Source organism: Marinobacter alkalisoli (genome assembly GCF_045449795.1).
In the GTDB taxonomy this organism is placed as follows: domain Bacteria; phylum Pseudomonadota; class Gammaproteobacteria; order Pseudomonadales; family Oleiphilaceae; genus Marinobacter.
Genome location: NZ_JBJJLB010000006.1, coordinates 22974 through 49198 on the forward strand (window position 1 = coordinate 22974; position 26225 = coordinate 49198).

17 protein-coding genes are annotated in these 26225 nt (G+C 58.8%); 9 read left to right on the plus strand and 8 right to left on the minus strand.

Features of this window, described 5'->3' with window-relative positions; genetic code table 11:
• Nucleotides 1-507 precede the first annotated feature (507 nt).
• Complete coding sequence (locus ACJO3M_RS01875) at nt 508-1803, plus strand: EAL domain-containing protein (protein WP_406999204.1); 1296 nt, start codon at nt 508-510, stop codon at nt 1801-1803.
• Here the strand turns inward: ACJO3M_RS01875 and ACJO3M_RS01880 are convergent.
• The 8 genes from ACJO3M_RS01880 to ACJO3M_RS01915 all read right to left on the minus strand — a co-directional run bounded on the left by ACJO3M_RS01880 (nt 1787) and on the right by ACJO3M_RS01915 (nt 14145).
• Nucleotides 1787-3565: an SLC13 family permease gene (locus ACJO3M_RS01880; protein ID WP_406999206.1), complete on the minus strand. Its 1779-nt coding sequence runs from the start codon at nt 3563-3565 to the stop codon at nt 1787-1789. The two genes, ACJO3M_RS01875 and ACJO3M_RS01880, sit on opposite strands and share 17 nt — an antisense overlap.
• Before the next feature lie 95 nt (nt 3566-3660).
• A complete protein-coding gene (parE, locus tag ACJO3M_RS01885) occupies nt 3661-5556 on the minus strand; it encodes a DNA topoisomerase IV subunit B (RefSeq protein WP_406999208.1) in 1896 nt (631 codons plus the stop codon).
• 144 nt (nt 5557-5700) lie between these two features.
• Nucleotides 5701-6195 (minus strand): protease complex subunit PrcB family protein, encoded by a 495-nt coding sequence (locus tag ACJO3M_RS01890; protein WP_406999210.1) that lies wholly within the window; start codon nt 6193-6195, stop codon nt 5701-5703.
• On the minus strand, nt 6192-8861 hold the full coding sequence (locus ACJO3M_RS01895; protein ID WP_406999212.1) for a S8 family serine peptidase: 2670 nt from the start codon (nt 8859-8861) through the stop codon (nt 6192-6194). The genes ACJO3M_RS01890 and ACJO3M_RS01895 overlap by 4 nt, the downstream gene beginning before the upstream one ends.
• 175 nt (nt 8862-9036) lie before the next feature.
• Complete coding sequence (locus ACJO3M_RS01900) at nt 9037-11088, minus strand: TRAP transporter large permease subunit (protein ID WP_406999214.1); 2052 nt, start codon at nt 11086-11088, stop codon at nt 9037-9039.
• Nucleotides 11089-11109: 21 nt separating this feature from the next.
• On the minus strand, nt 11110-12120 hold the full coding sequence (locus ACJO3M_RS01905; RefSeq protein WP_406999216.1) for a putative solute-binding protein: 1011 nt from the start codon (nt 12118-12120) through the stop codon (nt 11110-11112).
• A gap of 63 nt (nt 12121-12183) precedes the next feature.
• Nucleotides 12184-13245 (minus strand): hypothetical protein, encoded by a 1062-nt coding sequence (locus ACJO3M_RS01910; RefSeq protein ID WP_406999218.1) that lies wholly within the window; start codon nt 13243-13245, stop codon nt 12184-12186.
• Between the two features lie 285 nt (nt 13246-13530).
• Nucleotides 13531-14145: a TetR/AcrR family transcriptional regulator gene (locus tag ACJO3M_RS01915; protein WP_406999220.1), complete on the minus strand. Its 615-nt coding sequence runs from the start codon at nt 14143-14145 to the stop codon at nt 13531-13533.
• A 151-nt stretch (nt 14146-14296) separates the two neighbouring features.
• Between ACJO3M_RS01915 and ACJO3M_RS01920 the strand changes: the two genes are divergently transcribed.
• From ACJO3M_RS01920 to ACJO3M_RS01955, 8 genes are all read left to right on the plus strand, one after another.
• Nucleotides 14297-16105: an acyclic terpene utilization AtuA family protein gene (locus tag ACJO3M_RS01920; RefSeq protein ID WP_406999222.1), complete on the plus strand. Its 1809-nt coding sequence runs from the start codon at nt 14297-14299 to the stop codon at nt 16103-16105.
• Entirely contained in the window at nt 16102-16968 is an 867-nt protein-coding gene (locus ACJO3M_RS01925; RefSeq protein WP_406999224.1) for an SDR family oxidoreductase, read from the plus strand. The genes ACJO3M_RS01920 and ACJO3M_RS01925 overlap by 4 nt, the downstream gene beginning before the upstream one ends.
• A 10-nt stretch (nt 16969-16978) precedes the next feature.
• Nucleotides 16979-18595 (plus strand): acyl-CoA carboxylase subunit beta, encoded by a 1617-nt coding sequence (locus tag ACJO3M_RS01930; protein ID WP_406999226.1) that lies wholly within the window; start codon nt 16979-16981, stop codon nt 18593-18595.
• A gap of 533 nt (nt 18596-19128) precedes the next feature.
• Entirely contained in the window at nt 19129-20289 is a 1161-nt protein-coding gene (locus tag ACJO3M_RS01935; RefSeq protein WP_406999228.1) for an acyl-CoA dehydrogenase family protein, read from the plus strand.
• Between the two features lie 55 nt (nt 20290-20344).
• Nucleotides 20345-21166: an enoyl-CoA hydratase/isomerase family protein gene (locus ACJO3M_RS01940; protein WP_406999230.1), complete on the plus strand. Its 822-nt coding sequence runs from the start codon at nt 20345-20347 to the stop codon at nt 21164-21166.
• Nucleotides 21167-21365: 199 nt separating this feature from the next.
• Complete coding sequence (locus ACJO3M_RS01945; RefSeq protein WP_406999232.1) at nt 21366-23348, plus strand: acetyl/propionyl/methylcrotonyl-CoA carboxylase subunit alpha; 1983 nt, start codon at nt 21366-21368, stop codon at nt 23346-23348.
• Nucleotides 23345-24172 carry an SDR family oxidoreductase gene (locus ACJO3M_RS01950; RefSeq protein ID WP_406999234.1) on the plus strand — a complete coding sequence of 276 codons (828 nt, stop codon included), beginning with the start codon at nt 23345-23347 and terminating at the stop codon, nt 24170-24172. Before ACJO3M_RS01945 ends, ACJO3M_RS01950 begins: the two co-directional genes overlap by 4 nt.
• 70 nt (nt 24173-24242) lie before the next feature.
• Nucleotides 24243-26072: a long-chain-acyl-CoA synthetase gene (locus ACJO3M_RS01955; RefSeq protein WP_406999236.1), complete on the plus strand. Its 1830-nt coding sequence runs from the start codon at nt 24243-24245 to the stop codon at nt 26070-26072.
• Nucleotides 26073-26225 lie beyond the last annotated feature (153 nt).

The window sequence follows — 26225 nt, forward strand, 5'->3', positions numbered from 1 at the left end:
CAACGTCAGATTTTCTGACCGAGATCCAGGCTCAAAGTTTCCGGCCACCCCGAATTAGCCAGACGGGACACCACGAGCGGGCAGTCAGAACTATGCCTTTGGTCTGATACGGGTTTTACGGATTGTTGATAACCTGAACTAAGATAGACTCAGTACATACTTAACCACCCCCCTGGCATACCCGCCGGGTGACTGACTGAACAAGAGGCATGAACATGGAACTTGAATTCGACGAAAACGTAGTCGTACCGAGCAATAACTGATCCCCTGGCGGTCCACCCATGGCCGCCGGATCCCCCTTTTTTCCAGAATGACAAAACGCCCGATCAGGCCCGATTTTCCGTTTTTTCCATTAATCAGTGGCAAAACCACGGTGTTTTTGGCAACCTTCCCGTCATCACAGGGCCAACCTCTCAGTTTGTGACCAGGCACCTGTAATCTGTATTTACAGTTCGGTCAGCTGATGTACAGCGACCGATGCATTCGTCTATAGATTCAGTACAGCCTATGTCGCGATCCCTTCCTGAAAAGCTGGCAGCGCCGGATGTAGATTTGCTGTCCCCCATGCTCAACAAGGAAGGTGACTCATGGACAGCGGACTATCAGGGACTGACCCTGAAAACCGCACTGCAGCCTATTTACAGTATTTCCCATAAACGGGTGGTGGGTTATGAAGCCCTGATCCGGGCCTTTGATACGGACAACGCCGCCGTACTGCCAACACACCTGTTCCAGCTGCCCACGTCCAACGCCGAAAACCTGTTACTCGACAGGCTCTGCCGATATCTCCATATCCGCAACTACACCGGCTTTCATGACCAGCTCAACTGGCTGTTCCTGAATGTTTCACCACAGGTGGTCACCAGCGGCACTCAGGCTGATTCCTTCTTCGGGCAGTTACTGAAAAAAACCGGCCTGCCCCCGCACCGCATCGTGATTGAAATTGTGGAACAGCCAACGGACGATGCCGACAGGCTCCGGGAAACGGTGGCGTACTACAAAAAACTTGGTTGCCTCACCGCCATTGATGACTTTGGCGCCGGCCATTCAAACTTTGAGCGTATCTGGAACCTGTCTCCGGACATCGTGAAACTGGATCGCAAACTGCTGACACGGGCCACCGAAGACGACAAGGCGCGGCAAATCCTCAACGGTATTGTTTCCCTTTTGCACCAGTCCGGCTGCCTGGTACTGCTGGAGGGCGTGGAAACAAGAGATCAGGCTCTGATGGCCATTGATGCCGGCGTGGATTTTGTGCAGGGTTACTACTTCAGGAGGCCGAGCATTCTGCTGGAGGAGATTTCAACCAGAGCAGCGGACATTGACCGACTGCTCAGCGAGTACAAAAGCCAGAGCCTGGTCACCAGTGACCCTACCCACCAGTTGATTCACTACTTCTCCGACGACTTCCGCGAGGCCATCGCCAGGCTGAACAAGGGTGTCGGAATGCAACAAGCCTGCCTGCGGCTGCTTGATCACCCGGCCGTTTCCCGGTGCTACCTGGTGGATGACAAGGGCGTCCAGATCGAGGACACCCTGATATCCGAAACCACGGCACGCAGCCTGGATCCACGGTTCCGCCCGCTGGAAAGCACCACCAGTGCAGACTGGTATCGCCAGCAGTATTTGCGACAGGCTCTGGCGCAACCGGAGAACCTCCAGGCAACCACCCCCTATCTCTGCATCACGGGTGCCTATATGTGCGTCACGCTGTCTCTGGGCTATTACTACCGGGGGGAATTGAGGGTACTGTGCTGCGACCTGATCGCCAATTCAACCCGCGGCATCAGCCAATCGGACTGATGCCGTATACCAGGCCGATGACCGCTACGGTCAGCAGGCCGATGAATACATTCATCGGCAGCCCAACTTTCACGAAGTCCATAAAACGGTAACCACCGGGGCCAAACACCATCATGTTGGTCTGATACCCCAGGGGCGTGGCAAAACTGGCCGACGCCGCCATCATCACAGCAATCACAAACGGTTCTGCGGGAACGCCCAGTACGCCGGTCATCGACAGGACCACCGGAATCACCAGAACCGCTGCAGCATTATTGGTAATAACCTCGGTCAGCACCGACACGGTGAAATACACCAGGAAGATGGTCAGCAAGGGATGGCCATTGCTCAGCCCGAGGATACCCTCGGCCATATATCCGGCCGCTCCGGTCTGTTCCAGTGCCGCGCCGAGGGCGAAGGCTGCCGCAATGGTCAGCACCACCGGAACGTCCACGGCTTTCTGGGCCTGACCAACAGAACAGCAACCGCTGAGAATCATCAGGGCGGCGCCCATCAGGGCGGCATTCAACATACTCAACACACCAAAGGCCGCAGATCCGACCAGCACCAGCAGGATGCCCCAGGACAGCCAGGCCCGGTCATGTCTTGGGGTCTCGGTTTCAAGGTCATTGATCAGCAGGAAGTCCTTGTTGTAGCGCTGCCGGGTCACAAAGGCCGGGCGGGCTTCAAGCAACAGCACGTCTCCGGGTTTCAGGCGGATGTTGCCCAGGTTCCCCGATACCCGCTCACCGCCCCGGGCAACCGCCAGCACCACCGCACCGTAACGGTCACGGAAGCGGGCGTCGCGGATGGTCAGGCCCAGCACCTCGGACTGCGGTGACAGCGCCGCTTCCACCAGACGACGCTCTGCCCGGTCCTTGCTCAGGCTCGGCTCATCATCGTGTACCGAGGGCACAATACCGTTAATTCGCAACAGGTCTGAAATCGCCTGGGTATCCCCGGCAAACACCAGCCGGTCCCCGCCCTGAAGCCGCTCCTCGGACGGCACGGCGGTCACCACGCTGCCATCGCGCTCGATCTCGACCAGGTACAACCGCTCCAGCTCCCGTAGGCCTGCCTCGCCGACACTCTTGCCCACCAGGGGCCCGTCGAAAGCCACCGCCACCTCCAGGGTAAACTCCCGCATGGAACCAAACTTCTGCTGGTCCTTGCGATCCGGCAACACGCGGGGCAATACCAGGAGCATCACCGCCACACCGATCGCCGCGACCGGCAGGCCGACGGCGGTGATGGAGAAAATCGAGAAGCCCTCTTCTCCCGTCAGCTGCTGGTACTGGCCGTTCACCACCAGGTTGGTGCTGGTGCCGATGAGTGTCAGGGTGCCGCCGAGAATCGCCGAATAGCTCAGGGGAATCATCAGCTTGGATGGGGAGATTCCAATCTTGCGGGACCAGGCGTGAACCGCCGGGATCATCGTCGCCACAACCGGCGTGTTGTTGAGGAAGCCACTGAGAAGGGATACCGGCAATGCGATGCGCGCCTGTGCGGAGCGGACGCTTTTGGGGGAACGCAGAAGGTAATGGACCACCAGGTCCACACCGCCGGAATGATGAATGCCGGCGGCCACCACAAACATGGCAACCACCGTAATAAGGCCGCTGTTACTGAACCCTGCCAGAGCCTGGTCGGCTGTCACCACGCCACTGGCACTCAGCACGACAAGCACTCCCATCATCACCAGATGGGGGCCGAACCGTCCTACACTCATGAGCACCAGCGCCACGCCCGCCAGGCTCAACGCAAACCAGCCCTGCCAGTCCATAGATCCTGCTTCCCAAAGTTAAAGGGAGCAGGATAACGACTTTATGGAAGACTGAGAAAGAATAAAGGATGCTGTTTAAAGCACTATTAGCAATATCAGACCGCAATGTCCGCCATGTTGCCGTAGGTTTCCAGCCAGGAACGCCTGTCCGACGCGCGCTTCTTGCCCAGCAGCATATCCATGCGGGAGTCGGTATCGTCACCGTCTTCAATGGTAAGCATCACCAAGCGACGGGTGTCCGGCGCCATGGTGGTTTCCCTGAGCTGGAGCGGGTTCATCTCACCCAGACCCTTGAAGCGGGTGACCGAGATTTTGCCTCGACGGTTCTCCGCTGCCAGCCGGTCGAGGATGCCCTGCTTCTCGTGCTCGTCCAGGGCATAAAAAGTTTCCTTGCCCAGATCCACCCGGTACAACGGAGGCATGGCCACAAACACGTGCCCCGCGCTTACCAGCGGGCGGAAGTGTTTGACGAACAGGGCGCACAGCAAGGTCGCGATATGCAGCCCATCGGAATCCGCGTCAGCAAGGATACAGATCTTGTTGTACCGCAGGCCCGCCAGATCGTCGGAACCGGGATCCACGCCGATGGCCACGGCAATGTCATGGACTTCCTGGGACGCCAGGATTTCACCTGAGTCCACTTCCCAGGTATTCAGGATTTTACCCCGCAGCGGCATCACCGCCTGGAATTCCCGGTCACGGGCCTGCTTGGCGGAACCACCTGCGGAATCACCCTCAACCAGGAACAGCTCTGACCGGTTGGTATCACTGCCGGAACAGTCCGCGAGCTTGCCCGGCAAGGCCGGACCCGAAGTCACTTTTTTACGGGCAACCTTTTTCGAGGCCCGCAGGCGACGCTGGGCGTTGTTGATAAACAGTTCGGCCAGGATCTCCGCCACATCGGTATGCTGGTTCAGCCACAGGCTGAACGCGTCCTTGACCACCCCGGAAATGAATGCGGCCGCTTCCCTGGAAGACAGGCGCTCCTTGGTCTGCCCGGAGAACTGCGGCTCCTGCATCTTGAATGACAATACATAGGCGCAACGCTCCCAGATATCCTCCGGAGACAGTTTGACGCCACGGGGCAACAAGTTGCGGAACTCACAGAACTCCCGCATGGCTTCCAGCAGGCCGGTACGCAACCCATTGACATGGGTACCGCCCTGGGCGGTCGGAATCAGGTTCACGTAGCTTTCCATCACGGCTTCGCCACCTTCCGGCAACCACTGGATCGCCCAGTCCACGGCTTCCTTGTTACCGGAAAAACTGCCGGTAAACGGCTCCAGCGGAACCGCTTCGATGTCCGCAAGGGCGGTGCGCAGATAGTCCCGCAGCCCTTCCTCATAACACCATTCGTCTTTCTCGCCGGTCTTTTCCTGTACGAACGTCACCGTCAGACCCGGGCACAACACCGCCTTGGCCCTGAGGTTATGACGCAGGCGACTGACCGAGAAGTTGGGGCTGTCGAAATAGCTGGCATCCGGAGTGAACTTGAGACGCGTGCCAGTGTTGCGCTTGCCGACCGTATCAATGACTTCCAGCTCGGAGACCTTGTCACCGTTGGCAAAGCTCATACGGTGTAATTGGCCGCCACGCTTGATCGTCACTTCCAGGTGGGTAGAGAGGGCATTCACCACGGACACCCCTACCCCGTGCAGACCACCGGAAAAGTTGTAGTTGCCCTGGGAAAACTTGCCGCCAGCATGCAGCCGCGTGAGGATCAGCTCAACCCCCGACAACCCCTCTTCCTTGTGGAGGTCCACCGGCATGCCACGACCATCATCCTCGACGCTCAGGGAGCCATCGGCGTACAGCACCACATCAATCCGGCGGGCGTGACCGGCCAGCGCCTCGTCCACACTGTTGTCGATCACTTCCTGCGCCAGATGGTTGGGACGACTGGTGTCGGTGTACATTCCCGGGCGCTTGCGGACGGGATCCAGACCACTCAGGACTTCAATAGCGTCGGCGTTATACTGTTGCTGGCTCATAGGCAGGAAGAGACTCCGCGGATTTGTTATCAAACTGGCCCATAGCTTAGGGATTCACGGAGAAAGATCAACGGTTGTTTTGTGCCCCGATGACAAACCCGGCGCAGGCGTACTCCGGGCAGCATCGTCAGGGGCGACGGGGAACTAGCGTTTGCGGGTCAACGTCTCCATCCCCCTCCCAGACACCTGCAAACGGTCCCAGGCATCCGGAGTGACGGCGATGACCGCACAAGGCGTTGTCAGTGCCTGGGTCACCATGGCTCCAGCGGAAGGCTGCCGGACGTTAACTGCAAGCTCCAGGACATCATCGTTGATAGCAGACGAATCAAGGGTAACCCCGTAACCGCCCGTCGGCTTCTGCCCCAGCCCAACCAGCACCAGATGCTCCCGTTCAAAGTCCACATTGGCCAGGGCATCCAGCGCCAGATTCTGGGCAGGCAAACGGGATAACCGCTCCAACTGGTCGTAACGTTCTACATAGACCACCCCGGGCGCGGTCAATCCGCAATGGTCTGACTGGGTCACCTGTCGGGCCAGAGGCGCCCCTTCTGATGTTTCAGAACGACTGACAGTAGCGGCACACCCCGCAAACAGCAGGACGCTTACCACGAAACCAACTCTGGCATAACGTAACTTCAACGATCTGTCTCCACTTGACGTACGGGCTCATCCTGATCACCTGAATCAGTTTTCAGGCGGTACCCCTCGAAACCGTATCGGGGCATGCCCATGGCGGCAATGGTGGGGCGCCTGAAACTGGTAGTCAGTGTGACACCGGCGAGGGGCTCACCGCCAATGACGATTTTTTCAGGCAGACCGTTGACCGGATACTCGGCGCAGGCTTCGCCGTTTTCGCAGATCAGTCCGTTGTTGTCCATGTCGGTGCCCGCCACCAGGAAGTACTCTCCGGGCGCCACATCATCGAATGCAAACTGATACTGACCTTCTGCCACGTTAACGACGGTCTGTGCAATGGTTTCCCGATCGTCATCGGTGCTGACCAGCAGGACATAGTGGCGCCCTGCGTCCAGATCTTCCGGTGAACCGCCAAACTGCAGGGTCACCGGGATGGTCAGGGGCCTCTCAGCGGCCCCTTCGGAGCTGCTGTAATCAATCACAATCTCAGCACTGTATGACTGAGACTGATCCAGTCCTGCGGTATCTACCGACACGATGACCGGCTCGGATGCATTCACTGGCACGGGTGGCTCTTCCAGGCCCACACTCAGCCAGGACGCTGACTCAGTCACGTTATCTATTGTGATATTCGCATCGGAGGGGTACTTGGCGAAGGTAAATTCCTGCTGATTGATCACTCCATTAAACTGCAGGCTTGAGGGCCTTGCCGCCAGGATGGTTGAAGTGTTCCCGTCGAGAGCAGCGTCCACCGATTTCAGGGCATCAATCATACCTGCGCCATATTCCGTCTGATTGGGCGGGGGATTGGTCAGTTGGCCGCCGACCAGGAACGTAAAGAAACGATCCGGTGTCATGGTCGCATCCACGGACTTCATCAGGGCATAGACTCCGGCCACATGGGGAGCCGCCATGGAAGTACCCTGAAGGCCGGCGTACCCGGGCACAAAGTTCCCCCCGTCATCCGTACCCCAGGTACTGATAATGACATCCGCCACACCATCCTGATTGGCATCCCGGCTGGCATCACCGCCAGGAGCCACCAGATCCACGGAGGGGCCAATGTTGGAATAGGACGAGCGCTCACCGGCGCCATCGACCGCCCCGACACCGACAACATTGTCAAAAGCCGCCGGATAGGTGGCCTCATCCGTGCCCTGGTTTCCGGCCGCCGCAACCACCAGTTTACCGGCGTCCGTCGCGCTATTGATCGCCGCCTCCAGGCTCTGGCTCGGCCCCAGCCCCCCAAGGCTGAGGTTAATCACATCGATTTCGCTGCGGGTTGCTGCCCAGTTGATGGCATCGATCAGATCCGCCCCATTACCTTCGCCACCTTCACCAAGTACCCGAACCGGCAAAATACGCGACAGGGGGGCCACGCCAATCACACCATCGATGTTATCCACGGCACCGGCGATACCGGCCACATGAGTGCCATGAAAGCTGCTGCTCTGAGCTTTGCCGTCGCCGGGATCGGCCGGATTGGTATCCCGACCGTCGGGATCCCCCCACCGACTATCGATATCCAGTTCGGCGGACACGTAATCCATAATCTGGCCCGTGACAATATCCACATTGGCGTCAATATCAGGATGCCAGTCACCGCTGGCTGACGGTGTGTCTCGAAACAGGCCGGTATCCATGACCGCAATGCCGACGCCCTGCCCTCCTTCGGGGGCCGCCTGCCAGGCCAGGGGCAACTGGATCAACGGATAGTTCCATTGCCGGGGATACAGATCGTCATCATCCGGATTGATCTGTTGTGCCGTGTAGATGTAATTGGGCTCGGCAACCTCCACATCCGCGCGCTCACCCAATTGCCGAATCCAGCTCAGGGTTTCCCTCCGCTTGCTGCCAGGAGTTTGAGCCGACAGCGCGGCAACCGCTTGCCCCTCGTTCCGGCGAACCCGCCATGAATGCCCCCCCAGATGACGCGCCTCGTTCGCAGACATCGCCTGGGCTATGGCAAGTCCACCCTGCCCCGACACGGCTTCGGGCTTGAAGGTAACAATCGCTTCATCTACCAGAAAATCCGGTTCGGCATAACGGGTATTCATCACACTGGTGGAACTCCCACTCGCCAGGGTCAGTACATACCGGAACGGAGCACCGCCAGACGTGCTCAACTCGATGAAATAAGCGCCCTCTTCAAAACCAGCACCCAGCACTGTGGATATCGGGAGAGAACCCGTAGATTCACTGAGGGTAAAAACCGTCTGGCCACTATCCGCATCAATTACCTTCATCGAACGTTGAGGTGGCAAGGTGCCGAGAGGGAAATACGAGGCTGGTGACTCGAAGACCTGAAAATTGATTCGATCCCCTTCAGAGAGTTCAGCAGCGTAAATATCGTTACGATCTGAAAAATACTCAAAATCATCCGCGGTATTGGTGTTATAGGTTCCACGAGACGAGCTCAGGTAACCGCCCACCACGGCGGTATTGGGAAGCGCCTGGGATGTATTTCTGGAACCGTTATCCCCGGCCAGGCCCACCCGGATATCGTCTGCGGTATCCAGATCAACCCTTGTGCGGCTCTCCAGTGATATCACACCAGATATATCGGGTGCCGCCTCGTCGGAGGAACTACCGCCGCCACCGCCACCGCCACAACCGGATAACAGTCCAGCCAGGAGTAAACCACCGATTCCCAAACGCTCTGTCGCCATCTGCACCCACCAGACTCCTGTCATTGATACGTGTTTCGTATTAAAGCATACAACACAGTGTCGCCAGTTATCTGACGATTTCTGTTGCCATTACGTTCCCAAGCGAAACCCGGATGCAAAAAAACCGCCGGCAGGTTACCCCACCGGCGGTTTCTGATGCATAACTACACCCACTTTACAGGGCGTAGAACAACATCGGCACGAAGGCTGAAATCAGCAGCGTCGGCACCATGACCGCCAGGGGCAGCAACAGGCGCTCGTAACGGTGCCAGAACGAGCCTGTACGTTCCGCAGCCAACACTTCCGTTTCACCCACCACCTGACGGGTCAACAGATGGTTCAGTGCTACCGGCGGACTGAGATAACCCAGCTCGAACGCCACCAGGCAGACAATCCAGAAGTGCAGCGGATCAATACCCAACTGAATGGCTGGCTGAGCAATGGTTGCCGACACCAGGACGACCGCGCCGAATGGATCCATCACCATACCAATGACCGTAAGCATGATCACAATCACCAGCATGGCTATCCACGGACTTGTGAGGTCTTCCGGGAACAGGGCGTGAACAATGTCAGACCGTTCCAGAATCCCCCCCAGACAGATGGAGAAACCGATCAGTGCCAACAGCGCACCAATATGAACCGCGGCATCACTGGCCGCTGCGGTGCTACGGCTCCAGAACGCCTGGGATCGACTTTCTCCATCGTTCCGGCTGTCCTTGCCGGCGTCCAGATAGACCAGAGCCAGGATCACCAGCGGCATGATCATTGGGGCACTGTACTCATTGAAGCCCAGTCCCAGAATGATCCAGATGGCCAGAATCACGCCGATAGCCACTGCGGCATAAGGTACCAGTGGCCGGAATTGCTTCAGCGCTTCCCGGAAGGCACCCGGTGCAGGACGTGGTTTCCAGTTGCCCTGAGTCTTGCACACAATGATAGAGAACAGCGTGGCTGACATCATGAACACCCAGAAGCCCCAGCCATACATCTCGGTCGTTGTGACTTCCTTGTTCAGGGCAGCGACCACAACAATCAGCAGGCAAGGGTTCAACACCACACCCAGGCTTCCTGACATGGCAGTCGTTGCCAGAGACAGCTGACGACCGGCGCCGGCGCGCCGCAGTTCATCGTAGACCACACCACCAACAGCGAGAATGAAGATACCGGACGCCCCGGTAAACGCTGTGGGGAATGCCGTGGCAAAGATCATCACAGACGCCAGCATGGGCGCAGGCAACTGGAACGGCTTGATGATGTTCAGCAACAACTCAGGTATGCGCGTCTGCTTCAGCGCCATACCCACCAACACGTACAGACCGATGTTGATGAACATGGACGACAGATTGGTCATCATGCCGAAGTAGATGGCAAGACCCGAAGAATAACCGTCCACGAAGAAGAAGTAGCTCATCGCGATCAGGGCCATGGCGCAATACAACGGCAGCACCAGGCCAGAGGACGCTTTCAGGCTCCCCGCTTTCATTCGCTCCGGGACATTGATAAAGCGCGCCAGGTTAATCACCATGAACAGCCCGAATACAGCGGCCCAGGCATTCTGAAGCAAGATATTGTCTTCCGTCCCCGGCGAGGTTTCCAAGTTCCCGACGTAAGAGAGCAGGGAGAAAACCATGAGGCCATTAACGACCAGCTGCACACCCTGACTCAAACGCCATTCCGCCCGGTTGCGAGGCAGCCTCAACGCAATGTGATCGGCATCCAGAGCGGATATCGCGGCCGCCATCGCAAACATTGCGATAAACAGGAACTTGGTCAGCTCAATGTTTTCCAGCAGGAATGAGGCGAAGCCCTGCTCCACGGTTTTAAACACCGACAAAGCCGCCGTAGCATGTTTCTGGTTCTCCGCGTACATCTCGTACTTCTCTTCGCAGAGCGCCAGATTCCGCTCCAGGGACTCCCGGATGGAGGCTGCGTTCGGCGGGGAACTGAACAAGTCGTCCGGATCAGGCTCGTAGGCATCAATCCGCTTCTGGACTTCGGCCTCAACATCCATCGTTCTGTTACACGTGGGTTCGGTCGCGTCCGGATTCAGCAGATAGTAGTTCGGCCAGGTCTGTTCCCCTACCCAGAGCATTCTGGAGTGGAGGGAATTGCCCATGCCGAGGAGTAGTGTGAAAAGCAGGAGCAGCAAGAGGATGACCCCGTGCAAACGATGCACGGGGTAAAGGGTCTTGACGCCTGCTGTCGAAAGCGCTTGCCAGTTCATGAAGGATCTGCCTTGAAGTTATTATTCGCGATCGCTTGCGGTGCATTCGGACGCAGACGGGTTGCTAGAGCAGCGAATCTTGCTGAGCAGGCTCATCATCTTGGGATGGTAAACCTTCTCTGCGCCATGGCTGCCGTCACGAAGCTGGAGACGGTTTTCGCGGAACATTTCCTGGTAACCCTGGATGTCTTTTTCAGGGATGCGAATCCACTTCTCCTCGGGAATGGCTTGTTCCTGGCTGCGAATCAGGTCCATGGCCTGACCGTACATACCCCAGGCCACTTCACGGGATTTTTGGGCTGTTTCATCATCCAGAACACCGTCACGGGCAATGATCTGAATGGTTAGCTGGGCCAGCGGGTAGTCAACGATGCCGCCGTTTTCCCCAATACCTTTGTACAGTTCAAGCGCCTCATACGCGAAGGCGGGTGCGTATGCAGTATCAACGGAACCGTTATTGAACTTGCCGGCAAAGTTGGTGATGTCAGAAGGAACAACGGTCGCTTTAACGTGGTTAACCATGTGGATGGCGTCTTTCTGGTAATCCAGGGTCGCCATACGCTTGCCCGCCAGCTCACCTGCGGTATCAATGCTGCGATCATTCACAAACAGGTACCCGGCACCGGCAGGCACAATGCCCAGCACTTCATAGCCCTTCGACTCCATCAGTGGGGCGGCCTTGGGGGTTGCCAGGGTTGCCAGCGCGGTCTTCAGATCACCGTAATCCGGAATGGCGCCAACAGCACTGATACTACCGGTAAACCTGTTGAATGGGCGGGTACGGAGGTCCGTGGCCGCAACTGCATCGCACTGGCCGGAGTTAAAGTCACCTACCGCGACGCCTTCATCGGTGTAGGGACGAAGTTCGAAATCCACGCCGTGGGCTTTCATCTCGAGGGCGTAGTCCTCGACCATGTTATACATGTCACCGTTGGCGCCGATAACATCAAACACGCACATCTCGATCGGTTCGGCTGCGGCAAACGGTGAAGCAGCGACGAGTGACAAGGCAGCAAGGGATTTACGGATCATAACTGACCTCCGGGTCATTCTTGTGTTTGTAAGGGTCTTCGTTGGCTGAAGCTGGATGCCGGCTTACAGCAGGTCATCCAGGTTCATGGTTTCAACTTCTTCATCTCTTTCCGGACTCATCTTGCCGAAGTGGCGACGGGGGGTCCGGTAACCGTACTCGGCTGTCCAGTGCTTGTCGGAAGAGAACTGGATAACGTCACGGGCGACTTCATCCAACAACCGATAGTCATCGCTGACCTCAATGGTGTTGTCTGCCTCTGCGAAACGTGCGATCAGATCTTCCAGAACTTCCGGCTTACCAAAAGTTTCCGCGGCCACGGCTTCCAGCGCCATGGAGATCCGGAAACCAGCTTCGACGGAAAGCCTGGAGCTGTTTTCCAGAACTTCCCACGGGTCCGGAGACAGCGCCGGCCGGGTATCCGGCAGCAGCAGCCAAACCAGACTGCGAATGGCGTTCGGCGTTCCACCCCACTTTTCATTATCCAGGCAGGTTGCAGCGCGTTCAGCCTGGGGCGCAATATTGCGGGGCACACCCGCCATGGCGCCAGAGTTGGCATCGTTGACAATCGCCTGCAGACCGGTCAGAAGTCCAACCATGAATGTCAGTTCGTCCTGGTCTTCAAACAGGAACGGACACTCCAGCTCTTCCGCAGCGGGATCAAAATCATAGGCGGCCATGGCACGCTGGAACGCGATGTAACGGCGCTTTGCGGTTTCCGCGTTCAGGCGTTTCGCCCGCTCACGGGCATCCTTCGCCGCAGGCACATTGCCGGCGTAATCCTCACGCAGGTATTCCAGCTCGGCTTCCCATGCCTGGTATTCCGAACAGTTACCCGCCAGCAGCATCAGCAGGGAACCGGTACTGTCCGGTGCGGACGTGACCCGGGAAAACGAATACAACAAGGGATCAATGCCTTCACCCAGGGCGCAGGCCATTTCCGGGTCAGACATCTGCAGTACGTAAGGAGTTGCTTCTCCTTCCGAGTAGCTGGAGAGCACCACGCCTGTGGTGGAATAGATCGGGTTCGCCGAGCAGCCGGCCAGTAAGGCCAGAGCGGCCAGAATCATCAGCTTGTTGCGCATGGCGACCATGCGCCCAAGGGATTTAACCAGTGAAGAGATCATAATTCGCCCTGTGTTCTACGTTGTTTTTATAAGTCCGGGGTGACTCGTAACCACCCCGTGTATCTTCATCGATATGAAGAATGCGGTGAATCTTGTCAGACAAAAATGGCTCGAATGCCGATTTGGTTATGCCGATCAGGCCAATGGCCCGCACTGAAAGAAAGAATATGAAATTATTTTGATAAAAAACAAGGAGTTTGAAAAACACCCTGTTCGAGTACATTTGTACCACCGACAGAAGTTCTGCTGAAAGTTCTACAGAGAGTTCTGGCGAACGGTTCGTTTTTATTCCGCCAACCCCATCATCGCGACGACCTGATCGGTCAATCCATCCAGGCTCATGCCACCATCCGGCCGATACCAGGTCACCGTCCAGCTTAGAGCGCCGGTCAGCATCCGGCGCACCACAAACGGATCGGCCTTCAGCTGCCCTTCACCGTTTATGGCCCCCAGTACATCGAGCCATAACTGTTCATAGATGTCCCGGAGCTCCAACACTTCCGCCCGGGCCCCTTCGGAGAGGCTGCGCCACTCAAATACCAACACGGCCATGGCCTCGCCAGTCTGGCCATTGATGGACTCCAGTTCGGCGCGAATAAGGGCGCGAAGTTTGCCGCGATGGGTTCTCTCTGCCTCCATGGCGGCCTGCATCAGCGCGGTATTGAGACGAATGGTTTCCACCATCACCGCTTTGAGAATGTCCTCTTTGGTGCGGAAATGATGAAACAGACTGCCAGACTGGATACCGACCGCGGCCGCCAGGTCCCTCACTGTCGTGCGCTCATAGCCTTTGTCACGGAACAGCCGGGCGGCCTCCCGCAAAAGCCGGCCGCGGGCCCCAGCAGGGTCAGAAACCAGGTTTTCAGCAATAAGGGAACGGAGGATGGCGTCTTGGGTCACAGGCTTTTCCAGCTACAGAAACAATTTCGTCATTCTACCCGCAATTCTCCTGTTTACAAACCAAGCGCTTGCTTGGTATTGTCATTTTTATCATTGGAGAACCCCGTCGGGTCTCGTCACCCGAACGGCCACAAAGAACAAGGCAAACACCATGGCAGATTCCCCGAAAGCCGTTCGCATCGGCTGCTCCGCCGCCTTCTGGGGCGACACTGAGACTGCAGCGGCCCAACTGGTCCGAAAAGGCAACATCGATTACCTGGTGGCGGACTACCTGGCCGAAATCACCATGTCCATCATGGCCGGCCAGAAGATGAAGGATCCCTCCCAGGGCTATGCGCGGGACTTCGTCCAGACGGTCATGGCGCCACTTCTGGGTGATATCAAAGAGAAAGGCATCCGGGTGCTGGCCAACGCCGGCGGCGTCAATCCCGTGGCCTGCCGCGATGCCCTGCAGGCGTTGTGCGAAAAAGCCGGCGTGGAACTGAGGATTGCGCTGGTGCTGGGCGATGACCTGCTGATGAAGAAGAAACAGCTGGCGGAGACCGGCATCACCGAAATGACCACCGGCCAGCCCATGCCGCCAATGATGGTCAGCCTCAACGCCTATCTGGGCGCACCCGGGTTGGTGGCGGCCCTGGAACAGGGAGCCGACATTGTAATCACTGGACGCGTGGCGGACAGCGCTCTGGTACTGGCACCGCTGGTACACGAATTCGGCTGGAACTGGAGCGACTACGACAAACTTGCCCAGGGCAGCCTCGCCGGCCACCTGCTTGAATGCGGAGCACAGTCCACCGGTGGCAACTTTACCGACTGGCACGAAGTGGCCGACGGTTACGCCGACATGGGCTTCCCCATTGCCGAAGTCAGCGCCAATAGCGATTTCCTGATCACCAAGCCCGAAGGCACCGGAGGCAAAGTCAGCCGTGGTACCGTGGCTGAACAGCTGGTGTATGAAATTGGCGATCCCCGCGCTTACCTGCTCCCGGATGTGACCTGCGACTTCACCGGTGTGGAACTGACCGAGACCGGCACCGATCAGGTCACGGTACGCGGCGCCCGTGGGTTGCCACCTACGGACAGCTACAAGGTATCGGGAACCTGGCCGGATGGCTTCAAATGCACGGTGACCTTCCTGCTCGCCGGCATTGACGCAAAAGCCAAGGCGCAGACTGTCGCCGATGCCATTCTGGCCAAAACCTCCCGCATGTTCAGCGAACGCGGTCTGCCGGATTACACCGAAACCAGCGTTGAATTGCTGGGCACGGAAGCCACCTATGGCGCCCACGGCCAGCGACAGGATTGCCGGGAAGTGGTGGTCAAAATCAGTACCGCTCACCCCAAGAAAGAAGCACTGGTGCTCTTCTCCCGCGAAATCGCCCAGGCGGCCACGGGCATGGCACCCGGCATTACCGGCATTGTCGGCGGCCGTCCGACTGTGTGGCCAAAGATCCGCCTTTACTCCTGCCTGGCGCCAAAATCCGAACTGGCAGTAACCGTTGATCTGGCGGGTGACAACCACACGGTAGACGTCAACACCGAAGGCGGCTTCGACCCGGCCCAGCTCACCGAATCGTCCGCACATCCTGATCTGCCGGACACCGACACCACTGTACCCCTGATCGACCTGGCCTGGGCCCGCAGCGGTGACAAGGGCGACCACAGCAATATCGGCGTGATAGCCCGCCACCCGGACTTCGTGCCCTTTATCGAAGCGGCGCTGAGCGAATCCGCCGTGGCCGACTGGATGGCCCATACTCTGAATCCCGAAACCGGCAAAGTGACCCGCTGGGCCCTGCCCGGTTTTCATGCTTTCAACTTCCTGCTGGAACACAGCCTTGGCGGCGGCGGCGTCGCCAGCCTGCGTATTGACCCGCAAGGCAAGGCCTTCGCACAGCAATTACTGGAATTCCCTGTGCCCGTTACCCGGGCCGTTCTGGAAAAAGGACAACGCTCATGAGTTATCAATCCATCTTTCACCCGGACCTGTTCAAGGGCCAGACCTATATTGTGACTGGCGGTGGCTCCGGCATCGGTCGCTGCACCGCCCATGAGCTGGCCGCCCTTGGCGCCCGTGTCGCGCTGGTAGGCCGCAAGGCCGAAAAGGTTGAAGCGGTGAAAGGCGAGATTACCGAGGACGGCGGCATCGCCACCGCCCACGTCTGCGATATCCGCGAGGAAGAGTCCGTTAAAACCACGGTGGCCGAGATTCTCGAAGAACACGGCGGACTCAATGGCGTGGTCAACAACGCAGGCGGCCAGTTCCCCTCCCCGCTCGCCGGCATTAACCAGAAAGGCTGGGAAACCGTGGTACGCACAAACCTCACCGGCGGCTTCCTGATGGCCCGCGAGGCCTACACCCAGGCGCTGTCCAAAACCGGTGGCGCCATCGTCAACATCGTTGCCGACATGTGGGGCGGCATGCCCGGCATGGGCCACTCCGGCGCCGCCCGGGCCGGCATGGTGAACTTCACCCAGACCGCCGCAGTGGAATGGGGCACCTCCGGGGTGCGTGTGAACGCTGTCGCCCCGGGCTGGATTGCCTCCAGCGGCATGGACAACTACCCGGAACACATGAAGCAGTGGATTCGCAGCCTGGGCGATAACGTGCCCCTCAAGCGCATGGGCACCGAGGCCGAAGTAAGCGCCGCTATCTGCTTCCTGCTGAGCCCCGGCGCGGCTTTCGTCAGCGGCGATTGCCTGCGAATCGACGGCGCCGCGTCCCAGGGTGGCCGGGTATGGCCGTTCCCGAAGGCGAAGAACAACGAACCGTTTAACGGCTTCCATCGGGCCACCACCCCCAAAGTGCTGGGCGAAGACTGAGGAGTAAGCAATGCAGGTCATTGAATCCACCGTCAGCCCGCAATCGGACGACTTCCGTGCTAACAGCGAAGCCATGGAAGCCCACATCACTACGTTCCGGGATGTGGAACAAAAGGTTCTGGATCTGGCGGAAGCGGCTCGGGAAAAATTCACCAAACGGGGCAAACTGCTGCCCCGGGATCGCATCAACCGGTTACTGGACCGGGGCACGCCGTTTCTGGAACTGTGCTCCCTGGCCGGCTACAAGATGCACGATGACAAAGACGGCAGCCTGTCCGGCGGCGGCATCATTGCCGGCATCGGCACCGTCAGCGGCATTCGCTGCCTGGTGGTCGCCAGCAACAGCGCCATCAAGGGCGGTACGATCACCCCAGCGGGTCTGGACAAGACCCTGCGCCTGCAGCAGATCGCCATGGAGAACAAACTGCCGGTGGTGTCCATGTCTGAAAGCGGCGGCGCCAACCTGAACTACGCCACGGACATTTTCGTGCTCGGCGCCCGCGGCTTCGCCAACCAGGCCCGCATGTCCGCCGCCGGCATTCCCCAGGTAACCGTGGTCCATGGCAACGCTACCGCCGGCGGTGCTTATCAGCCGGGCCTGTCTGATTACGTCATCGCCGTGCGCGACCAGGCCAAGATGTTCCTCGCCGGTCCGCCGCTGCTGAAAGCCGCTACCGGTGAAGTGGCCACCGACGAAGAACTGGGCGGTGCGGAAATGCACGCCCAGGTAGCCGGCACCGCCGAATACCTGGCCGAAGACGACGCCGACGGCATCCGCCAAGCCAGAAACATCCTGGAAGCCCTGCCCTGGAACGAACAGTTGCCGCCGCAGCGGGAATTGCAGTGGGAAGACCCGCTGTACCCGGCGGAAGAACTGCTGGGCGTGATCCCGGCGGATTCCAAGAAGCCCTACGATGTTCGCGAAATTCTGGCGCGCATTGCCGATGGCTCGAAGTTCATGGACTTCAAGAATGAGTTCGACGATCAGACGGTCTGCGGCACCATCCGCATCGAAGGTCACTCCGTCGGCATCATCGGCAACAACGGCCCGATTACCCCGGCCGGTTCCGCCAAGGCAGCCCAGTTTATCCAGCTCTGCGATCAGGCGGGCACGCCGTTGCTGTTCTTGCACAACACCACCGGTTTCATGGTGGGCACGCATTCGGAACAGAACGGCATCATCAAACACGGCTCGAAAATGATTCAGGCGGTGGCCAATTGCCGGGTGCCAAAGGTCGCCATTGTGATCGGCGGTTCCTATGGTGCCGGTAACTATGCAATGTGTGGTCGCGGTCTGGACCCGCGTTTCATCTTCGCCTGGCCCAACAGCCGCACAGCCGTCATGGGCCCAGCCCAGGCCGGCAAGGTGATGCGCATCGTGGCGGAGGACAAGCAGCGCCGGGGCGGCATGGAGCCGGATCCGAAGACGCTGGATTTTCTGGAGCAGGCCACGGCCAAGAAACTGGAAGACGGCTCCACTGCCCTGTTCGGCACGGCCCGGCTGTGGGACGACGGCCTGATCGACCCCCGGGATACACGGCGGGTGGTGGCCCTGGTTCTGGATGTGTGCCGGGAGGCTGAGGCAAGGCAGTTGCGGCCTAATACCTTTGGTGTGGCTCGCCTGTGATGGGGGGAGCCCGCCTCTAGGAGATTTAAGTTTGGAGGTGGAACCGGTTGGAAGTGAGTGTCCAAAAACCGCTACGAGCACATCCATGTGCGCTTCTCTCGGGCCATCCTTGGCCCTCGAAATTTTTGGACACTCACTTCCAACCGGTTCTTCTGAGCCAAGCGTTATCGCCGTATTGGAGCATGCTTTTCCAAAGGGCACGACAGAAAAACAAACGTAGGTCGGATTAGCCGCAGGCGTAATCCGACAACCAAAGCCCAACACAATCCGCCGATCTGTCGGATTACGCCTGCGGCTAATCCGACCTACAAAGGCACAAAACTTTCAGCATGCAGCACAGAACTTGAAGACAACGCGGGTGTGTGAAACGCCTTCCAGAAAATTTCGAAGGCCAAGGATGGCCTGAGAGAAGCGCACATGGATGTGCTCGTAGCGGTTTTCTGGAAGGCGTTTCACACACCCGCCACCCAAGCTAACGAACCTGCACCAAAACAAGCAGGCACGAACTCGATCATCAGTAGGAGAACAAAAACATGAAATTCACACCCGAACACAAGGCCCTGAGGAAAACCGTCCGCGATTTCGTCGAGAAAGAGCTCAATCCTCACATCGAAGAATGGGAAGAAGCGGGTGAATACCCCATCCATGAAGTCTTCAAGAAGCTGGGCAACCTTGGCCTGCTGGGCATTCAGAAGCCTGAAGAATATGGCGGCATGGGACTGGATTACAGCTATAACCTGGTGGCGGCGGAAGAGTTCGGTCGCACCCTCTGCGGCGGTGTGCCGCTGTCCATCGGGGTGCAGACTGATATGTGCACCCCCGCTATAGCCCGATTTGGCTCCGATGAGTTGAAACGGGATTTCCTGGCTCCAGCCATCGCGGGGGACATGGTGGGCTGTATCGGCGTCAGCGAGGTGGGTGCCGGCTCAGACGTCGCGGGGCTCAAGACCACCGCGAAGAAAGATGGGGACGATTACATCATCAACGGCTCCAAGATGTGGATCACCAACTCACCCAAGGCCGACTTTATCTGCCTGCTGGCCAACACATCCGACGACAAACCACACAAGAACAAGTCCCTGATTGTGGTTCCCATGAATTCCCCGGGCATCAGTTTCAGCAATCACCTTAACAAGCTGGGGATGCGTTCCACGGAAACGGCCCAGGTGTTCTTCGACGATGTTCGAGTGCCACAACGCAACCGCATTGGCGCGGAAGGCACCGGTTTTATGATGCAGATGATGCAATTCCAGGAAGAGCGCATGTGGGCCGCCGCCAACATGATTCTGGCTCTGGAAGGTTGCATCGATAAAACGATCGAATACTGCCGCGAGCGCAAGACCTTTGGTCAGCCACTGATCGACAACCAGGTGATCCACTTCCGCTTCGCCGAGTTGCAGACTGAGATCGAGGCCCTTCGCGCCCTCACCTATGAAGCCTGCGAACTCCACATCAACGGCAAAGACGCAACGCGCCTGGCTTCCATGGCCAAACTCAAGGCTGGCCGTCTCGGTCGCGAGGTAACCGACAGTTGCCTACAGTACTGGGGCGGCATGGGTTACATGTGGGACAACCCGCTGTCCCGCGCTTACCGGGATGTTCGCCTGGCGTCCATCGGCGGCGGTGCCGACGAAATCATGCTGGGCATCATCTGCAAGATGATGGGAACCCTGCCGGGTAAACGCAAAGACTGACATTTGGTGCCATACCGCGCTGCCGCGCCCCAGACAATATACGTGGAGTCATTTGATGGACCAGCTACCACATTGCGAAACGCTGCTACTGGAAATCCAGGGCCCGACCCTACACGTCACCATCAACCGCCCGGACGTGCGCAACGCCATGAGCCTGCAAATGGTGGCAGAACTGTCGGCGGTATTCGCACAAATCGAAACCGACCTCAGCATACGCGCTGTGGTCATCCGGGGAGCCGGCGGCCACTTCTGCGCCGGCGGTGACATCAAAGACATGGCCGGCGCCCGTGGACAGGACGCCGGTGACGGCGAAGCCGATCCGTTCTACCGCCTGAACCGGGCCTTCGGCCAGATGATCCAGCAGGTGAACGAATCCTCAAAGGTCGTCATCGCCATCACCGAAGGCGCGGTGATGGGCGGCGGATTCGGGCTGGCCTGTGTATCAGACGTAGCCATCGCCGGGCCGACCGCCAAGTTCGGTATGCCGGAAACCTCCCTCGGCGTTATCCCCGCACAGATCGCACCGTTTGTGGTCGAGCGCATCGGCCTGACTCAGGCCCGTCGATTGGCGTTGTTGGGCCTGAGAATTGATGCGGAAGAGGCGTGCACGCTCGGGATTGTTCACCAGGTTGCTGCTTCAGAGGAGCTGATCGACGAATTACTCGGCCAGGCCCTTGAGCGCGTTCGTCACTGCGCACCAAAGGCAACGGCAGAAACGAAGGCGTTGCTCCACCGTGTTGGCCACGAATCCATGAGCGGGTTGCTGGACAGCGCCGCAGAGAAATTTGCCGCAGCCATTCGTGGCGATGAGGGCGCTGAGGGAACAATGGCCTTTATGCAAAAGCGCCCCCCGAAATGGGCAGGCGACGCCGAATGATTCAGCAAACGAAACAAATGTGCTTACTAAGCAAACACGAACAAGGTTAGCGGGAGCGCCTGCGGGCGGGTGGCTTTCCAGAAAATTTCGGAGGCCATGGATGGCCGGAGAGAAGCGCACACGGACGTGCTTGTAGCGGTTTTCTGGAAAGCCACCCGCACGTAGGCGCGGACAGGCACCCAAACAAGAGTACAGTACGATGCTAAAAAAGCTCCTAATAGCCAACCGAGGCGAAATAGCCGTCCGGGTCATCCGCACCACCAAGGCCCTGGGGTACCGGACCGTCGCCATTTACTCCGAGGCCGATGCCCGCGCCCTTCACGTACATGAGGCCGATGAAGCCGTGTGCGTTGGGGCCGCCCAAGTTAGCGCGTCTTACCTGAATGTGGACGCCATCCTCGAAGCCGCCAGGAAAACCGGCGCCGACTGCATCCACCCCGGCTACGGCTTCCTCTCCGAGAACGCCGCCTTCGCCAACGCCTGCAAAGACGGCGGCCTGATCTTCGTTGGGCCGCCAGCGAACGCCATCGAACTCATGGGCAGCAAACGGCGCTCCAAAATCGCCATGCAGGAAGCCGGCGTGCCCGTGGTCCCCGGCTACGAAGGCCCTGTCGAAGGTAACACCGCCAGCGATGACGAACTCATCGGCGCCGCAGGCGACATCGGCTACCCGCTGATGATCAAAGCCTCCGCCGGCGGCGGTGGCCGGGGCATGCGCCTGGTGCAGGAAGAAGCGGAACTGGCGGACAACATCAAACGCGCCCGATCCGAAGCCAAACAGGCCTTCGGCGACGACGAACTCATCCTCGAAAAAGCCGTCATCGAACCCCGCCACGTGGAAATCCAGGTCTTCGCCGACCGCCACGGCAACGCCGTCTACCTCGGCGAACGGGACTGCTCCGTGCAGCGTCGCCACCAGAAAGTCGTGGAAGAAGCCCCCTCACCGTTCGTCACCCCGGAACTGCGCCAGGCCATGGGTGAAGCCGCGGTAAAGGCCGCCCTCGCCTGCGGCTACGAAGGCGCCGGCACCGTCGAATTCCTGGTCGACAAGGACCGAAACTTCTACTTCCTGGAAATGAACACCCGCCTGCAGGTGGAACACCCGGTTACCGAATTGATCACCGGACAGGATCTGGTGGCCTGGCAACTGGCCGTGGCCGAAGGTCAGCCCCTGCCCCTGCAGCAGGACGAAATCCAGCTCAATGGCCACGCCATCGAAGTGCGACTGTACGCGGAAGACCCCGCCCACGATTTCACCCCGCAAACCGGGCCACTGTACGCCTTCGAACCCGCCGAGGGCGAAGGCCTGCGTTTCGACACCGGCGTGCGCTCCGGCGACACCATCACGCCCCACTACGATCCCATGCTGGCCAAAGTCATTGCCTGGGGCCAGAACCGGGACGAAGCACGCCGCCGGCTGATTCGTGCCCTGGAAGACACCACTGTGTTCGGGGTCACCACCAACCGCTACTTCCTCAGCCGCATCATCGCCAACGAGACTTTCGGAGCGGGAGAAGCCACCACCGCCTTCCTGCAACAGGCCTTCCGCGATGATCCGTCACTGGCACCATTTGCCCCGGGTGTCCGCGAACTGGCCCTGGCCGCCTGCGTACTCGACCATGGCATTTCGGGCCAGAGCACCTGGAGCAATGCACCGGCGACCATGACGCCAATGAAGCTGGACACCGGCGAGAAAACCATCGAGCTTCTGGTGCGAAAGGCCGGAAACACAGTGTCTGTCAGCCATGGCGACAGTCATTACCAACTCGTCCTGGAAAGCCTCGGCGATGGCCTGTTATGCATCATCGACAACGGCATACGTCAACGTTGCCAATATCACCGCGAAGGGGATTCCCTATATTTGCAGGCGTTCGGGCAAGCCTGGTCGGTGCGGGACGTTACCCACCAGCCTGCAGCGGGCGCCAACGGCGTTGGCAGCGGCAAGGTCCAGGCCTCCATGGATGGTGCCATCATTGATGTGCTGGTAACGGCGGGTCAGACCGTCCAACAGGGCGAAACTCTGGTTATACTGGAAGCCATGAAGATGGAACATCCGGTCAAGGCGGATCGGGATGGTGTGGTCGGCGAGGTGCTTGTCAGCAACGGCGACCAGGTCAAGCGTAGCCAGCTGCTGGTGAATATTAGCGCTGGCGAGGCGACAGAACAGGAGGCCAGCGCATGAACAGCCTGAACAACCGAACGGTTTTTATCACCGGTGGTAGCCGGGGGATCGGCCGGGCCATTGCCCTGGCCTGCGCCAGACAGGGTGCGAACGTGGTGATCGGGGCCAAGTCCGACACGCCACACCCGAAACTGCCCGGCACCATTCACAGTGTGGCGGAGGAAATTCGTGCCGCCGGCGGACAGGCGCTGCCACTGGTGCTGGATGTGCGGGACGAGAAACTGGTACGCCAGCGTGTGGATGAAGCCGGCGAACATTTTGGCGGCATTGATGTGCTGGTGAACAACGCCGGCGCCATCCGGCTGACCGGGGTGGAAAACCTCAAGGCCAGCCGCTACGACCTGATGCATCAGGTCAACGCCCGCGCGGTGTTCGCCTGCAGCCAGGCGGCATTGCCCTGGCTGAAGGCGTCGGACAACGCTCATATCCTGAGCCTGTCGCCGCCATTGAATCTGGACACCAAATGGTTCGCCCAGTACGGACCCTACACGACAACAAAGTACGCCATGACCATGCTCAGCATGGGGATGGCAGAGGAATTCAACCGTTACGACATTGCCGTCAACTGTCTGTGGCCCAAGACCCTGATTGCCACGGCGGCCATCGAGTATGAAGTGGGTGGCCCCGAGATGATGGCACAGGGCCGCAAACCGGAGATCATGGCCGATGCCGCGGTCAGCATTCTGAACCGCCCGGGCACCAGCATGACCGGCCAGGCGCTGATCGACGAAGACGTCCTCAGGGGCGATGGCGTAACCGATTTCGAACAGTACCGATACGCCGCAGGTGACAAGCCGCTGCTACCGGACCTGTTCCTGGATTAGCCCCGGCGGCGAATGGTGTCCCGGGGCATGAATGACAAAATGACAACTCAAAACCCTTACGGATAACACCATGAGTCAAGACAACGTTTCAGCCCGTGACATCGTCCGCAGCATTCCGGGCATCGTCCGCCGCTTCCCTTCCATCGCCAAGGGCTACTATTACTACTCAGTCAAGAACGAAAATAAAGAACTGACGCTTGGCACCCTGGTGGAGCGGAACGCGGAAAAATACCCGTCCCGCACTGCCATCGCCTACGAAGATCGCAGCGTCACCTGGTCCGAGTTCAACGCCTGGGCGAACCGCATCGCCAACTTCCTGCTGGCCCAGGGACTGGTCAAAGGTGAGTCCATCGCCGTCTTCCTGGAAAATCGCCCGGAAATTCTGGCTGTGGTGGCCGGTGCCGCCAAGATCGGCGTGTCCTGTGCCATGCTCAATACCTCCCAGAAAGGCAAGGTGCTGGAACACAGCGTGAACCTGATCAAGCCGCGCATGGTGGTGGTTGGCGAAGAGCTGGTAGAGCCGTTCGATGCTGTAAAGGATGACCTGCTAACCCGGCATCGTACGCCGTTCCTGTTCCTGGCCGACACCAACACCCTGAACATCTTCGGCGACGCCCCGGAAGGCTACGTCAACATGGCGGAAAAAGTGAGCGCCCACGGCGGCACCAATCCGGTGCTGAGCAACCCGCCGAAAATGGGTGACACAGCGATTTATCTGTTCACCTCCGGCACCACCGGTCTGCCCAAGGCCGCACCCGGTAGCCATCGCAAGTTTGTGAAAGCCTACGGCGGCTTCGGCCTGATGTCCCTGGCCATGGAACCGGACGATGTTCTCTACTGCACGCTGCCGCTGTATCACGGCACCGCATTGCTGGTGTGCTGGGGCTCCGTACTGGCTGGCGGTTCCTCCATCGCCCTGCGCCGCAAATTCTCCGCCAGCGCGTTCTGGGACGATGTGCGGCGATACAACGCCACCACCTTTGGCTATGTCGGTGAACTCTGCCGCTACCTGCTGAACCAGCCCGCCAGCGAGCAGGACCGCAACCACAATCTGACCAAAATGATCGGCAATGGTCTGCGCCCATCAATCTGGAAAGAGTTCAAGCAGCGCTTCGGCATTGAAACCGTGGCGGAACTTTATGCCTCCAGCGAAGGTAACATCGGTTTCTCCAACTTCTTCAACATGGATAACACCGTGGGCTTCTCCACTGCCCCGTACAAACTGGTGAAATTCCACGAAGGCACCCGCGACCCGATCCGCAACGAGAAGGGCTACATGAAGGAGGTTCGCAAGGGCGAGCCGGGCCTGCTGATCGGTGAGATTACCAAGAAATGGTCCTTCGAGGGTTACACCCAGAAAGAAGCCACGGAAAAATCCATCCTCCGCGATGCGTTCAAGAAAGGCGATGCCTGGTTCAACACCGGCGACGTTCTGAAGGAAATTGGCTGCGGCCACCTGCAGTTCGTAGACCGCATGGGCGATACCTTCCGTTGGAAGGGCGAGAACGTGTCCACCACGGAAGTGGAGAACATCATCGACGGCTCCGGCATGGTAGAAGAAGCCATTGTCTACGGTGTGGAAATCCCCAAAACCAACGGCAAGGCCGGTATGGTCACTCTGGTTCCCCACAGCAACGGCAGCGAATTTGATATCAATAAGCTATTCGCATACCTGAAGGAAAACCTGCCCGCTTACGCGATTCCGGTGTTCGTGCGCGTGACCCACGCCATCGAGAAAACCGGTACCTTCAAGTACCGCAAGGTGGACATCCAGAAAGCCGGCTATTCCCTCGGCAAGTCTGGCGAGGAGGTTTATGCCTGGCTGCCTCGTACAGATGGGTATACCAAGCTTGATGAGAAGCTGGTTTCCGAGATTGATGCTGGGAAGGTTAGTTTCTGACTTTGGAGGGGCCTGCTTCTTTGGGCCCTAGCCTGTTTTTTCTGGGGGGGACTGCGCTGGTGGGCGCCCCCTCCCAAAAACCGCTACAAGCACGTCCGTGTGCGCTTCTCTCCGGCCATCCATGGCCTCCGAAATTTTTGGGAGGGGGCGCCC

What these genes read in the sequence shown, in the direction of transcription:
- ACJO3M_RS01955 (WP_406999236.1), top strand. Translation starts at nt 24,243, where the DNA reads ATGAGTCAAGACAACGTTTCAGCCCGTGACATCGTCCGCAGCATTCCG.
- ACJO3M_RS01895 (WP_406999212.1), bottom strand. Translation starts at nt 8,861, where the DNA reads ATGGCGACAGAGCGTTTGGGAATCGGTGGTTTACTCCTGGCTGGACTG.
- ACJO3M_RS01910 (WP_406999218.1), bottom strand. Translation starts at nt 13,245, where the DNA reads ATGATCTCTTCACTGGTTAAATCCCTTGGGCGCATGGTCGCCATGCGC.
- parE (WP_406999208.1), bottom strand. Translation starts at nt 5,556, where the DNA reads ATGAGCCAGCAACAGTATAACGCCGACGCTATTGAAGTCCTGAGTGGT.
- ACJO3M_RS01875 (WP_406999204.1), top strand. Translation starts at nt 508, where the DNA reads ATGTCGCGATCCCTTCCTGAAAAGCTGGCAGCGCCGGATGTAGATTTG.
- ACJO3M_RS01945 (WP_406999232.1), top strand. Translation starts at nt 21,366, where the DNA reads ATGCTAAAAAAGCTCCTAATAGCCAACCGAGGCGAAATAGCCGTCCGG.
- ACJO3M_RS01880 (WP_406999206.1), bottom strand. Translation starts at nt 3,565, where the DNA reads ATGGACTGGCAGGGCTGGTTTGCGTTGAGCCTGGCGGGCGTGGCGCTG.
- ACJO3M_RS01930 (WP_406999226.1), top strand. Translation starts at nt 16,979, where the DNA reads ATGCAGGTCATTGAATCCACCGTCAGCCCGCAATCGGACGACTTCCGT.
- ACJO3M_RS01905 (WP_406999216.1), bottom strand. Translation starts at nt 12,120, where the DNA reads ATGATCCGTAAATCCCTTGCTGCCTTGTCACTCGTCGCTGCTTCACCG.
- ACJO3M_RS01900 (WP_406999214.1), bottom strand. Translation starts at nt 11,088, where the DNA reads ATGAACTGGCAAGCGCTTTCGACAGCAGGCGTCAAGACCCTTTACCCC.
- ACJO3M_RS01940 (WP_406999230.1), top strand. Translation starts at nt 20,345, where the DNA reads ATGGACCAGCTACCACATTGCGAAACGCTGCTACTGGAAATCCAGGGC.
- ACJO3M_RS01935 (WP_406999228.1), top strand. Translation starts at nt 19,129, where the DNA reads ATGAAATTCACACCCGAACACAAGGCCCTGAGGAAAACCGTCCGCGAT.
- ACJO3M_RS01925 (WP_406999224.1), top strand. Translation starts at nt 16,102, where the DNA reads ATGAGTTATCAATCCATCTTTCACCCGGACCTGTTCAAGGGCCAGACC.
- ACJO3M_RS01920 (WP_406999222.1), top strand. Translation starts at nt 14,297, where the DNA reads ATGGCAGATTCCCCGAAAGCCGTTCGCATCGGCTGCTCCGCCGCCTTC.
- ACJO3M_RS01950 (WP_406999234.1), top strand. Translation starts at nt 23,345, where the DNA reads ATGAACAGCCTGAACAACCGAACGGTTTTTATCACCGGTGGTAGCCGG.